This window comes from Shewanella fidelis ATCC BAA-318, from assembly GCF_000518605.1.
In the GTDB taxonomy this organism is placed as follows: Bacteria; Pseudomonadota; Gammaproteobacteria; order Enterobacterales; family Shewanellaceae; genus Shewanella; species Shewanella fidelis.
On sequence record NZ_JADX01000004.1, the window covers coordinates 103,241 to 116,230 of the forward strand.

Annotated in this window: 14 protein-coding genes; 3 read left to right on the forward strand and 11 right to left on the reverse strand. The window is 43.8% G+C overall.

Translation table 11 applies throughout. The annotated features are described in order from the left end of the window. Positions 1 to 40: 40 nt before the first annotated feature. Positions 41 to 856 (reverse strand): DUF707 domain-containing protein, encoded by an 816-nt coding sequence (locus L884_RS0100445; protein WP_028765628.1) that lies wholly within the window; start codon positions 854 to 856, stop codon positions 41 to 43. 24 nt (positions 857 to 880) lie between these two features. Then, positions 881 to 2,026, reverse strand: coding sequence for a UDP-galactopyranose mutase (gene glf, locus L884_RS0100450; protein ID WP_028765629.1), 1,146 nt, complete (start codon positions 2,024 to 2,026; stop codon positions 881 to 883). A 164-nt stretch (positions 2,027 to 2,190) separates the two neighbouring features. Here glf and L884_RS0100455 point away from each other — a divergent pair, with 164 nt between their 5' ends. Continuing rightward, positions 2,191 to 3,192 (forward strand): sensor domain-containing diguanylate cyclase, encoded by a 1,002-nt coding sequence (locus L884_RS0100455; protein WP_245603037.1) that lies wholly within the window; start codon positions 2,191 to 2,193, stop codon positions 3,190 to 3,192. 29 nt (positions 3,193 to 3,221) lie between these two features. Here L884_RS0100455 and L884_RS0100460 read toward each other — a convergent pair whose 3' ends face one another. Beyond that, positions 3,222 to 4,121, reverse strand: coding sequence for a LysR family transcriptional regulator (locus L884_RS0100460; RefSeq protein WP_028765631.1), 900 nt, complete (start codon positions 4,119 to 4,121; stop codon positions 3,222 to 3,224). A gap of 129 nt (positions 4,122 to 4,250) precedes the next feature. Here L884_RS0100460 and L884_RS22980 point away from each other — a divergent pair, with 129 nt between their 5' ends. Beyond that, a complete protein-coding gene (locus L884_RS22980) occupies positions 4,251 to 4,391 on the forward strand; it encodes a hypothetical protein (protein WP_156925629.1) in 141 nt (46 codons plus the stop codon). A 33-nt stretch (positions 4,392 to 4,424) separates the two neighbouring features. On the opposite strand, the gene L884_RS0100470 is transcribed toward L884_RS22980, so the two are convergent. From L884_RS0100470 to L884_RS0100480, 3 genes are all read right to left on the reverse strand, one after another. Continuing rightward, complete coding sequence (locus L884_RS0100470) at positions 4,425 to 4,640, reverse strand: TIGR02450 family Trp-rich protein (RefSeq protein WP_028765632.1); 216 nt, start codon at positions 4,638 to 4,640, stop codon at positions 4,425 to 4,427. Between the two features lie 53 nt (positions 4,641 to 4,693). Beyond that, positions 4,694 to 4,954 carry a DUF5062 family protein gene (locus L884_RS0100475; protein ID WP_028765633.1) on the reverse strand — a complete coding sequence of 87 codons (261 nt, stop codon included), beginning with the start codon at positions 4,952 to 4,954 and terminating at the stop codon, positions 4,694 to 4,696. Positions 4,955 to 5,063: 109 nt separating this feature from the next. Then, a complete protein-coding gene (locus L884_RS0100480) occupies positions 5,064 to 6,098 on the reverse strand; it encodes an AraC family transcriptional regulator (protein ID WP_028765634.1) in 1,035 nt (344 codons plus the stop codon). Between the two features lie 166 nt (positions 6,099 to 6,264). On the opposite strand from L884_RS0100480, the gene L884_RS0100485 reads away from it, so the two are divergent. Continuing rightward, positions 6,265 to 7,626, forward strand: coding sequence for a hypothetical protein (locus L884_RS0100485; RefSeq protein WP_037410119.1), 1,362 nt, complete (start codon positions 6,265 to 6,267; stop codon positions 7,624 to 7,626). Positions 7,627 to 7,827: 201 nt separating this feature from the next. On the opposite strand, the gene L884_RS0100490 is transcribed toward L884_RS0100485, so the two are convergent. The 5 genes from L884_RS0100490 to L884_RS0100510 are packed head-to-tail and all read right to left on the reverse strand — an operon-like array spanning position 7,828 to position 12,694. Beyond that, positions 7,828 to 8,253 carry a nitrate reductase cytochrome c-type subunit gene (locus L884_RS0100490; protein WP_028765636.1) on the reverse strand — a complete coding sequence of 142 codons (426 nt, stop codon included), beginning with the start codon at positions 8,251 to 8,253 and terminating at the stop codon, positions 7,828 to 7,830. Then, positions 8,250 to 9,158 carry a quinol dehydrogenase ferredoxin subunit NapH gene (gene napH, locus L884_RS0100495; RefSeq protein ID WP_028765637.1) on the reverse strand — a complete coding sequence of 303 codons (909 nt, stop codon included), beginning with the start codon at positions 9,156 to 9,158 and terminating at the stop codon, positions 8,250 to 8,252. Before napH ends, L884_RS0100490 begins: the two co-directional genes overlap by 4 nt. Further along, complete coding sequence (napG, locus tag L884_RS0100500) at positions 9,155 to 9,889, reverse strand: ferredoxin-type protein NapG (protein ID WP_028765638.1); 735 nt, start codon at positions 9,887 to 9,889, stop codon at positions 9,155 to 9,157. Before napG ends, napH begins: the two co-directional genes overlap by 4 nt. A gap of 59 nt (positions 9,890 to 9,948) precedes the next feature. Further along, a complete protein-coding gene (napA, locus tag L884_RS0100505; protein ID WP_028765639.1) occupies positions 9,949 to 12,429 on the reverse strand; it encodes a nitrate reductase catalytic subunit NapA in 2,481 nt (826 codons plus the stop codon). Next, the gene (locus L884_RS0100510; RefSeq protein WP_028765640.1) at positions 12,419 to 12,694 is read right to left on the reverse strand and encodes a chaperone NapD; all 276 of its coding nucleotides are present in this window, start codon (positions 12,692 to 12,694) and stop codon (positions 12,419 to 12,421) included. Before L884_RS0100510 ends, napA begins: the two co-directional genes overlap by 11 nt. Between the last annotated feature and the right edge of the window lie 296 nt (positions 12,695 to 12,990).

A 12,990-nucleotide genomic window follows, 5' to 3' on the forward strand; every position in this document is an offset into this window, starting at 1 on the left:
TAGCGGGCTTTTTGTATTTAGCTAATTGTAATTATAGCAATTAGTTATTTGGGTACTTAGGCCGACTTTTAGCTTTATGCTTCGCGATAACGCGTTGCAATTTACCGCGTATACTTGCAAGCCGACCACTATGAGTGCTCGACTGAGATACTTGGGAATAGACCTTAAATTTATTCGGACCGTGACGACGGCTAATATTAAACTGCGGGTATAGGCTTTGCAGGTGCAGTGCATCTTTCTCTGGTGATAACTCGGGATTAAGCTTATAAAGCTCACCGCCTACCGGGCGAGTATGGATCACTGCTGCGGCATCAATCACTGCAATTTTATTGTGCTTAGGGTTGTCGATAAGGTGTGGCCATAGCGCATCTAATCCCCAGCCTGACGGGCTTTGTCCCATACTTTGCTTTAGGTGTTCTAGCGCTGATTTTGAAAATACAGGCACCATAACTTCAACAAAATTACTGTAACGTAACACTGAATTAGGTTGGCATAGTAAGCTTGAGTGTGAAAAATAAGAATTCATTGTTAACGCTGGTTGCGCTAAGGCTAAGTCAAATCCTTCAAACAAGCTGAACATTCTGTTGATGGTGTTAGCATCAGCGAGAATATCGTCATCAGGGATCCATACGGCCTCATATTGCGAGATCAGCGACCAGTTATTACTGATCAATTGATGTACGATAGGCCATTTGCCCCCTTTTACTTTCTCATAATAGGTTGCATCGTCGCGAAACTTATCATCAGTATCACCGAAATAACTTAAGAATAGGTCGAAGTTAGGCGTGGCATTTTCTAACCACTTAGGATGCAGTGAGTTATCGCCAATACGAGCAATAACTAAATATCTCTTCATGTTTAAGTCACTCTTTAAAATCGTTTATTGCTCAGTAAATACTGGCATTGTTTGGCCATTAGCCAAACAGGTTAAAAATAGTTTGCTCGTGTTTAATGCTTGGTCGATGGTGACATCCATATCTAAATAGCAATAGGTGCCTAAACGGCCAACAAAGGTGATGTTATTTTCTTGCTTAGCAAGATCGATGTAACGCTCTAGTAAGCTATTGTCACCACTTAAACGTACAGGGTAATAAGGCGTGTCATCTTCGGTAGCCTCACGGCTATACTCCTTAAAAATGACTGTTTTGTTGTGCTCTTCCCATGGGGCAAAGTGCTTATGCTCGCTAATTCGAGTATAAGCTTGGCTGCTATCACAATAGTTAATCACGGCATTACCCTGATAGTCGCCATCATGGGTTTCTTTGACAAAATCTAAGGTTCGATAAGGTAAGCGTCCTAGCTGATAGTCAAAATAGGCATCTAGCGGCCCAGAGAAAAAGACATGGGCATACTGGCTTTTCATCGCAGCATTAAACGCAGAATTTAACTGGACGTTAATATTGGGATGGTCGAGTAATTTTTCGACTAATGCTGTATAGCCATCCGCAGGCATACCCTGATACGGGTGGTTAAAGTAATTATCATCGTAATTAAAGCGCAGCGGTAATCGCTTTAAAATGCTTGCCGGTAAGCTATCGGGTGAGCGCCCCCATTGCTTGATGGTGTAATGCTTGAAAAAAGCTTGATACAGCGATTCGCCAATCATTTTCTGTGCTTGTTGCTCAAAATTTTGTGGCTCGGAAATGCCCTTATCTGCTTGGCTAGCGATAAATGCTTTTGCTTCGTCAGGTGACATCTGCTTATTAAAAAACTGGTTAATGGTATGCAGATTGATAGGCAGTGAATAAACCTGTCCTTGAGTGACGGCTTTTACCCGATTAACGAAGGGTTTAAATTCACCAAGTTGGGTGACGTAGTCCCAAATATGCGCTTTATCAGTATGGAAAATATGCGGCCCAAAATGATGCAGCATTATTTGAGTCGCCTCATCTCTTGCAGAGTAACAGTTACCTGCAATGTGAGTTCTAGGTTCGTAGACGGTAATGGTGTGGCCTGCTTGAGCTAGCTCATTGGCGATAACTGCACCGGAAAAGCCTGCACCCGCGATGGCAATATTTAATGGCATATGTAAATCTGCAATCAACTTTAATTGGCGCTAGTTTACCCTATAAAGAAGTGCAATAAGTTATTTTTGCGCAAATGTGGGGGATTCATTCGTCTATCAATATTCAAATGTTAATCTATTGTTGTTAATCTTTATGTTGATTATATAGGCATGGAAAGCTACGGGTGAAAACCAAACCAAAGTGTTCACTAATTCAGGCTGAGATAGACAAGCAGTTAGCTGAGTTAAACGCACAGAAGCTCCTTTTGCAGCGCGACAATAAGCTGCTAAGGCAGCAAAATAAACTGTTAGAGCAAAAGCTTAATGCTGCACTTGATGGTACAGGCCTATGTGTTTGGGAGCAGCATATTCCCAGTGGAAATCTGACTATGTACAACATGGAGTGGGGATCACTTCTTGGTTACACCATAGATGAGCTTGCTGCGCATATAGACAGTTGGAAAGCCAACCTCCACCCCGAAGATCGCGATTGGGTCATTGCTAATTTTGACGATCATATTAGCGGTAAAACAGACTCCTACGATGTTACCCATAGAATGTTGCATAAAGATGGCTCCGTCAGTTGGGTGTCAGACAGAGGTCGCGTCATAGAGTTTGACGACAGTGGTAAGCCATTAAGAATTATGGGTACCCATGTAGATATCACCAAAGAAAAGCGCTATGAACTAGAGCTAGACAAGCTGGCTCATAGAGATCCTTTAACTGATTTGCTTAACCGTAAGGCATTACTAAAAGCCTTCGAACGTCAACGTAGTCGGATTGGCGGCGGTGCGCTTATGTTTATTGATTTAGACGATTTTAAGTCGCATAACGACCGCTATGGTCATAAGTTTGGTGATAGTTTGTTGATGCAGATCGCCAGCACCTTGCAGCAGATCATCGAGGAGTCTAACAGTATCGCTCGTTTGGGAGGCGATGAGTTTGTGATTTTGTTTGAGTCACTGCTGCAGGTTGAGTTGGCAAGCATTGCCGACAGAGTATTAACGGCATTTGCGGCCATCACTCATGTTGAGGGACGGAATGTCACTATAGGCATGAGTATTGGGATCAGTGAATTCACTAATCAAACCTTTGAGCAGGTGTGCGAGCAAGCAGATCAGGCAATGTATCAAGTTAAGCACCAAGGTAAAAATAGTTACCGCTTCTTCTCTGAACTCCTCAAATGAACCATTTACAAGATTATTAAATTCCAGCCTTAAATTTGATTACTTGCAGGCGTTAACTCGCGGCTTAACTGAATAAAGCTCTCTGCAGCAGCTGTGAGCGGTAAGTTTTTTCGCCAAATCAAAGCAAGATCCCAAGTAAGCTCCGGGCTGAGTGGCCGATAAACTAAGGTTGAAGAGTCGAGTTTATTGCAGATAGGTTCAGGTAAGATTGCTAAGCCCATTTGCGCTGCAACCATAGTAGCAATAAAGTCCCATTGGCCACTTTGCGCGGCGATGTGTAGTTCTATATTGGCTTGCTGGGTTAGTCGGCGGATCAATTTAGCTAACGAAAAATCATCGTTGTAAAGGATGAAAGGGTGCTTAGCCAGATCCTGCCAAGATAAGCTATTTTTCAACGCTAGTTCATGGTTTTTAGGTAAGCAAGCCAGTAAGGGATAACCTTGTAAATTATGGCTGTAAAAGTCTTGAGAATGCGTTGTTGGTAACGCTGTAAATGTAAGGTCTAACGTATCATTGAGTAAGGCTTGCTCAGCTGCATAACCGCCAAGCTCTACAATAGTGACATCTATTTTAGGAAAGCGCTGACGATACTGTGAGAGTAAATCAATAATCATCTCCCCCATCATTGGGCAGACCCCTAAACGAAGCTGGCCGGTTTGCAGTCCGCTTAGACTGTTCATCTCTTCTTGTAGCCGATGCCATTGGCCAACAATTTTTTTCGCACTCACCGCAAGACGTTGACCCGCTTCAGTGGCAATAACTTTCTGATTATTACGTATGAGCAAAGGCTGCTGTAAATGTTCTTCTAGTCGTTGAATTATCTTAGTTAACGTGGGTTGAGTCAGGTGCAGTTTCTCAGCGGCACGGGTGTAATTTCCCACTTCGACTAAGGTCAAAAAACAGTATAGATTTTTAATTTGAACATTCATGCCTAAAAGGAATCCTTTTGATGCTAACTATTCATTTTACTAATAGCTAAGAGATGGTTACTTTAGCAGCAATTAAGTCAGTTTGTCGGTTTTTTTAAGGGTTCAGTGTACTGAGCGAAAGGAAAAGAAATGAAGTCATATCAAGGTTTGTTTGCACAAGCCCTTTACCTAGCGGCGAAACCGTTAGATAAAGAGCAAAAGCAAAAGTTATCAGTTAAGTCTGAGCAGTTACAGAAAACAGAGAAAAAACGCCGTTTTTTCAGTTTCTAAAGCAAAAGTAACATCTGGGCTGGTTTATTATGATTACATCCAGCCCTGTCGCCAAATCTGCGGCTGTGTTAGCTCTCGCCAATCAATTATTGATTCTTTGCGAGTGAGAACCGCCTCTATCAAGCACAAGCTTACTTCACCATTCTCATCAAACTTCACCTTAGTGACAATAAAGTGTTTCTGCTTGTCTTTGGGCTCAACCGCAGTCCATTTGCTGTTAAAGAGTTTCTTTGGATTAATCTTATTCATATAAATCAACTACGAATGATTTAATAATGAAGATCATTTTCGTATTCGATTAGTTAATTAAGCAATTCATGTTCTGGTGGTAGTTGACGGCTAATCCATAGTACAAGTTTATGTTTCATATTCGGTCCGTCCTCTTTGTCTTTTGGTAGGGCCTGAATAAGGTTATCTTGTACTAATAGGCGATAAATGCATTCCACTTTATCTTTGGGGGAGATCCCTTTTTCAAAATCGGCAAAGCCTCTTTTTTTGGCGTAGCCAACACCAATTTCCATCGCGAGTTTCAGTAGTTGTGCATCGTGCTTTCCTGGCTTCATATAAACACTTCTCTGTCGATTGATGTAGCTCTTACGTTACCTGAAATCGTTGTGATAGCAAGTGACTTTAATCGATAATATTTGCTTAATTTTCGATGGATTATGTTAATTACTGCGTACGTTGACGCTGTCGGTATTGCATAGGCGATAAGCCATACCATCGTTTAAAGGCTCGGGTAAAATTACTCGGATCTTTAAAGCCTAGACGAAAGGAGATCTCTATAATGGTGATTTGTTGGTTTCTGATATATTTCATCGCCAACTCTTTGCGCACAAGCTCGACCTGAGCACTGAAGCTGGTACCTTCCTGTTTCAGTTTTCGCTGTAAATTACGACTGCTCATATGGAACACTTTAGCTATTTTGTCCCGGTCAGGGTTACCTAATGTCATTGCGACAGTAATTTCCTCGGTCACCTTTTTACTAAAGGAGTGTTGCTCAATCGCATCAAAATAGGCTTGAATAGCCTCGTCATTGCTTAATGCAAGTTGTCTATTTGCTGAAGGAAACGGCCGTTTTAGATCAGTATTATCGTAGAATATTTTATTGCTAGCTGCGGTATATTGAATCGGACAATTAAACAGTTGCTCGAATGCTCGTGAGTCAAATGGCTGGCGGCGGCTGAGCTGCAACCGAATCGGTTTTACCTTTCCATGACTGACTTGAAATGCCATTAAATAGCTGGTGGCCATAAAAGCATCAATGGCTTCATCGGCATAATGCTTATTTGGGAGCTTATTAAAACACAGAGCCGAATATTGCTCTGCAACTTCAATATCCACCTCGAGTACATTACTGATGATTGTGTAATAGCGCTTTACTCTATTCCAAGCGTCTTCTAATGAATCACTGACCAATAACGAAAAACTTAGCGCATTAAAGCTAGTTGGTTGAACAAAGTTAGCGACCTTTAATCCAATAGACTCATCACCGGTATAGGTCACTGCATGACGCCAGAGCTGAGTCATTTGTTGAATGGGTAAGCGTGCATTAGGGTCAACAAGACAAGCTCTATTAATGCCTATTTCATCTAATATTTTGTTGCTATCGATCCCTGCAGCATCAATGGTTCGACATATTGCTAACGCCCATGAAGCAATGGTTGTTGAGTTATCTTTGATGGTATTCCTGTCCTGCAAAGTCATAAACCTGTCTCTAACCGACCATAAATCACTGATTGCTTGCTTTAGGTTACAAATAATGGGGCTTAAGCTCAATCTTTATCCAATATACAGTTAATCAGACATAATTGGATTTGTATCGGGCATTAAGAGAGAGGCGTGCTGCCGAGTAAATTAATAAGGAATAATAATGAAAAGTTACTCATTTCTATCAACAAGGCGATTAGCCAAGAGCTTAGCTACTGTTTTAGGTTGCTTGTCTGTAGCATTACTTGCTGGCTGTGACAGCGACTCTGGAGCTGAAGAACTAGGTAAGCAGATTGAGCCAAGCGCCTGTTTTTGGGTTGGTCCTTATAACATAGACCATCCAGATCGTAATTTTGCTTACCCGGATACTGGCGCTAATTACTGGCATGCAGGATACATTTTACCAGAGGGAGCTAGCCTGACCTTGCACGGCGAGTACCCATATGCTCGTTATATTTCGCTTAATAGCTATCGTGCAGATACTTCACCAGCAACAGCGATAACAGACAATCAAATTTTGCCTGATGAGGGCTCTTATAATCCATTTTTACAGGGAGCTGAACGACAAAAGCTGCAACGAGAGTTCACTTTAACTCTTGCTCAAGGGGAGCCTGATGGCGAGATCCCTGCAAATACCCTGTACGATTACGCCAGCCTTGGTAATAAGGCGGTGCTGATTTACAGAGTATACGTTGCTGATGATGGCCGCGATGGTCAAGGTGGAGTCGGGTTACCGGCGGTTGAGTTAACCCTATCAACAGGCGAGCAGCTCTATGGCCAACAAGCTTGTGACGCGCTGCAAGTCGACACTGATAATCTAGCAATTCCACTGGTGCCTAAAGAAACTTATGCCAAGATCCGCTCAAACCCAGCATTTGACCCCGCTAAAAGCCCTGCTGTTTGGCGCGCGGCATATAATGGCGCTTTTGGGTTGCAGTGTAATTTTTTAGGCCAATGTGGTGGTGAGCCAAAGCGTCAAGTGAATTATTACGCTAATGCTGATAACCAATACGTAAGTACTTTTTTAGACACTCGTTTAGGAGAGGTGGCAGTAACAAGAGGTAAATTACCAAAGGTGCCGAATACATTAGCTGCAGATAGCATATTCGATGAAGTTGATTCGCAAATGCGCTATTGGTCAATTTGTCAGAACGAATACTACTCGCAAGTGGTTACCGCATGCCTATTTGATGAGCAGCTGATTACTGACGAAGAGGGCTACTACACTGTGGTCACGAGTCCCGGAGCGACTAAACCAAGTAACGCGAGCATTGAATGTGGATACAACTATTTACCTTGGACTGAACAAGGTGATGGCTTTGGCCGCGTGGTGGAAGGAGGATCGAATAAGCTTAATGAAGCCTTACTCATAGTGCGGAATATGTTACCAAAAGCCGACTTTGCTGAAGCGATCCAAAATACTCAGCGTCCAGGTGATGAGTTCGCGATAATGGCAGAGTATTTACCCACAACTGAATATATGTCCCAAGCTGATTTTGAGGCTTTGGGTTGTAATAGCAATTAGCATAAGAAGTTGTTCTAGTCAGAGCGATTTTGGCAATCTAATTGAAGGCGAATAACTGAATCAATGGTTGCTCCCTTGTGAAGTTATTCAACGCAGAAGTAGGCAGCTAAAAACGCTCCAGAATGGCGACCAAATCTTTTTAGTAATACAAAAAACCACCTCAACTGAGGTGGTTTTTTATGTTTTAAAACAAGTTAGCGCTTACTGAGCTGAGAAGTCATTTTCAATTAGTTGCTGCTTGTTTTCAGCTTGCGGCGTGTGACATTGAGTACAGTTGTAGTACTCATTGTTTAGCTTACCATCAGCTAACATATGTGATGGGTCAACAGCGGTAGCCTTCATACGCTTAGCTTTCGCCGGGCTATGGCAGCTGATACAACCGTTACGCTTGAGCGTAATTGGGTAATCAGCTTTGTGCGGGATCATCGGTGGTTGATGTACAAAAGTACGTTCAATTGATTTACCACGCTTTGGATAAAGCGGCGCTGGATCGGCTGCACGAACATCGGTGATCTCAGATTTGCCAAGAGAGCTGACGTTTACAGGATCGGCTTGAGTGTTTGCTTGCTGACCAGAGCAAGCACTAAGCGCCATAACTAGCGCGACTAAGGTGAGTACTTTTTTCATTGGTTGTTCTCCGCCTTTGGGGCAATTCGATTTTGATTTTTTCGATTCTGAAACTGGAAAACGCGTTGGGCACAAACATCGATACAACGGCCGCATTGAGTACAATCACTACTGGTAATCATAGGTTGTTTACCTTTAAGAGCAGGTTTTAACACCTGTCTTTCAGGGCATACAACAAAACAATCCATGCAGTTATCGCAATCTTTTGCATTTACAGCTGATACTTTTATCGGACTTACTTTGCCTATTAAGCCAAAGAGTGCGCCAGTAGGGCACAAATGCCCGCACCATGCTCGCTCACTGATAAATAGATCCAGTAAAAAGATGGCTGCCAAGATCCATAAGCCGCTACCTGCACCAAATAGCGCGGCGCGGTAAATGACCGGAACTGGGTTAACCCACTCCCATACTGTTAGGCCTGTTACTATTGGCAAAAACAGTACGAGAGCAAGCAGGTAGTAACGTAAGTTTCTTGGCATCTCTGAGGTGCGAGGCAAGTTCAATTTACGTCGTAACCAGCTGGCAAGATCTGTCACCATGTTTACTGGGCAGAGCCAACTGCAAAACACTCGGCCACCTAATACTGCGTAAAACAGTGCAATAATAGCGGCACCAAGCACTAAGCTAAGCTCGGGTAAGTGGCCTGTCAGTAGCACTTGCAAGGTTGCAAGTGGATCGGACAAAGGCACAACGCCAAAGAGTTCACTGGCAGAAAGGTTGCCTTTAAGCAGCCAAACGCCAGCCCACGTTGCGATGAAAGGGCTTAGGGCAAACAAGGCAAATACACAGACTTGGCTGATACGGCGTAAGAACAGGAACTTGTGGGCGCGCCACCAGCCTAATTCTTTAATTGCCGCGTTAGCAAAGCCATGTGTTGTCGGTTTTTGCTTTAGTGTTTGGCTCATAATGCAAGCCCCTTGTTTAACATCTCAAGCGTGGTCTCTTCGGTGTTGATATAAGTATCGTGTGCGGCAGTTTTACCAACAGCAATATGAGTCGGTAGCACTTTGATTGCAGCTTGCTCAAGCACGCAAGCATGTTCACATTTACCACAGCCGGTACAGCTATCGCTATTGACTGTAGGTAAGAACATAGCGTGGTGGCCACTGCGTTCATTGTGCTGCATTTCAAGGGTGATTGCGTCATCAATTAGCGGGCAGACCCGATAACAAACATCGCAACGCAAGCCTTTAAAGTTAAGGCAATTTTTCTCATCTATTAGTACTGCAACCCCCATTTTGGCGTCTTCAATATCCGTTAAAGCATGATCCAGCGAGCCCGATGGGCAAGCTTTTACACAAGGGATATCTTCACACATCTCACAAGGGATACTGCGGGCGGTAAAGTAGGGCGTCCCCGTAGGTACACCTTCAAACCAGCGTGCTAGTTTGAGGGTATCGTAAGGGCACGCATCTACACACAAACCGCAGCGTACACAGGCTGAGAGAAAATCGTTTTCACTTAATGCACCTGGCGGTCGAATCGCGAGCGGGTCTAACTTGCTTGATTGCTTAGCAACAGCTGTTAACCCCATTCCTAGTAAGCCCATTGCACAGCTAGCTTTTGCCGTAGTGGCTAAAAACTGACGGCGATTGACGCCTTTGGCTGTGACCTTACTTTGATTGACCGTACTCATTTGCGTTAATGTTCTCCGCTTTTGCTCAAGCGATTAAAGTTAAGTTTGTTAATGAGAGCCTAAGCTTTCATTACTTTTACTGGACACTTCTTGAAGTCTGTCTCTTTTGACAGCGGATCAGTTGCATCAAGTATTAACTTGTTGACCAGCTGGCGCGCATCGAAGAATGGCATAAACGCCACGCCTCTTGGCGGCTTGTTACGGCCCTTAGTTTCAACACGGGTTTTTACTTCGCCACGAGGGGAAGCCACAATCACTTCATCACCACGTTTTAGGCCACGAGCTTTAGCATCTTCAGGATGCATAAAGATCTGCGCATCTGGGTAAGCGCGATATAGCTCAGGTACACGCGCGGTCATTGACGCAGTGTGCCAGTGCTCAAGTACACGACCGGTAGATAACCAGATATCGTATTCTGAATTTGGCTCTTCAGCGGCTGGCTCAAATGGCAATGCGAAAATAACTGCTTTGCCGTCTGGCTTACCGTAGAAGTCAAACTCAGCGCCATCTTTCACATATGGGTCGCCTTTTGAGAAACGACGTAAGGTTTCTTTACCGTCAACAACAGGCCAGCGCAGGCCGCGTGTTTCATGGTAAGCATCAAAATCAGCTAAGTCGTGGGCATGACCGCGACCAAACTGAGCATATTCTTCGAATAGACCTTTTTGTACGTAGAAACCAAATGCGTCAGCTTCGTCGTTAAATTCGCCCTTACAATCGCTTGTTGGGAATTTATTCACTACGCCATTGGCATAAAGCACATCAAATAATGTTTTATCTGCAAGTTCAGGCTTTTTAGCAACCAGTTCTGCAGGCCAAACTTCAGACACTTTAAAGCGCTTTGAGAATTCCATTAGCTGCCAAAGATCAGATTTGGCACCTTCAGGCGCTTTCACTTGTTGATGCCACATGTGAGTACGGCGTTCTGCGTTACCGTATGCACCCTCTTTTTCCACCCACATAGCGGTTGGTAAGATCAGGTCAGCTGCAGTTGCAGTTACTGTTGGATATGGATCAGATACCACGATGAAGTTTTCTGGGTTACGGAAGCCCGGGTACATTTCATCGTTAATGTTTGGACCTGCTTGCATATTGTTAGTACACATAGTCCAGTAACAATTTAGCTTGCCATCTTTAAGCATACGGCTTTGCAGTACAGCGTGGTAACCCGGTTTTGGCGGAATGGTGCCTTCAGGTAGTTGCCAAAGTTTTTCAGCAATTGCACGGTGCTTAGGATTTGCTACTACCATGTCTGCTGGCAGACGGTGAGCAAAGGTACCCACTTCACGTGCTGTACCACACGCTGATGGCTGGCCTGTTAACGAGAACGGGCTATTACCAGGAGTGGCGATCTTACCGGTTAACAAGTGGATGTTGTAAAGCATGTTGTTAGCCCACACACCACGGGTGTGTTGGTTAATGCCCATGGTCCACAAGCTCATCATTTTCACGTTTGGATCAGCGTAAGCTTTAGCCATAAGCTCTAGCTTTTCTGGCTCGACGCCACTCATTTCAGCTGCGTACTCAAGCGTGTAAGTGCTTACGAATTTTGCATACTCATCAAAGCTGATTGGTGAGAATTTACCGTTACCTGGGTTTTTAGCTTTCTTCTCAAGCGGGTGATCAGGACGCAAACCGTAACCGATATCGTCAACACCTAAAGCAAACTTAGTGTGTTTGTTTACGAAGTCTTTGTTCACTGCATCGTTTTGAATGATGTAGTTAGCAATGTAGTTAAGGATCACTAAGTCTGATTGCGGACGGAACACCATCGCGTTATCAGCTAAGTCAAAGCTACGGTTTTCGAAAGTCGATAATACGTGTACGCGACTGTTTGGATTGCTCAAACGGCGATCTGATAGACGTGCCCAAAGAATAGGGTGCATCTCAGCCATGTTGGCACCCCAAAGTACGAATTGATCAGCAGCCTCTAAGTCGTCATAACAACCCATTGGCTCATCGATACCAAAAGTACGCATAAAGCCCACTACCGCAGAAGCCATACAGTGACGCGCATTCGGATCGATGTTGTTAGTTAAGAAACCAGCTTTGTGAAGTTTAGAAGCAGCATAACCTTCCCAAACAGTCCATTGGCCTGAACCGAACATACCAATAGCGGTTGGACCTTTGGTTTTTAGGGTGTGTTTCCACTTCTCAGCCATGATGTCAAAGGCACTATCCCAGCTAATTGGGGTGAACTCACCTTCTTTATCGTATTGACCATCTTTCATACGCAGTAGCGGTGTAGTTAGACGATCCTTACCGTACATAATTTTTGAAAGGAAGTAGCCTTTAATACAGTTAAGGCCTTTGTTTACAGGGCTTTCAGGGTCACCTTTGGTTGCAACCACTTTGCCATTGTCTGTACCCACAAGAACACTACAACCTACGCCACAAAAACGGCAAGGTGCTTTGTCCCACTTGATGCTATCTTTTTGCTCTGCAGCTTCGACTATCTTAACTGGCAGAGTTGCGCCTACGGCTGTTGCTGCTGCAACGGCGGCGTTGGCCTTTAGAAACTCGCGACGGCTAATGCTCATGGTGTTCCTCACTCTTATTTTCTACTGGATCGACTTGATGATAAATTAGACTGCTATTAAGCACGCCTTCAAGGGCGTTAATTGCTTCAACGCTATCGAGGATGGCTCGTTGGGTATCACCTTCAATAGTGACCACAAACTTACCTTCTTCAGTAACGGCATGGATTTCGGTGCCAGTCATTGCAGAAATATTGCTGTTTACCTCTGCGACAGCATGGGGCGCAGAGTGAACGACTAAGCTGGTAATATGAAATTCTTGGCTCATCTGTTTACCTTCTATTATTTAGCAAGTAACACCACATCGAACTAGCGTCATTGTTACTTACCAAGGTTTATCTTGAGTCTAGACCTCATGAAAATTGTGGGTATACCTCACAAGAGGTAATGGTAGTTTTTGTAGACCAAGATCAACTTTTTGGAGGTGATCTAGCTCTCAAATTGACTAATAAATAGTAGGCTGCTGTTTGAAAATTGTCCATTTAAAATGTTAGCTTGCGCTACATTAAAAGTTTAGATTATTCAAAAGCTTGCTTGTTGAGAACAGTTCTTATTTGGCGGAGG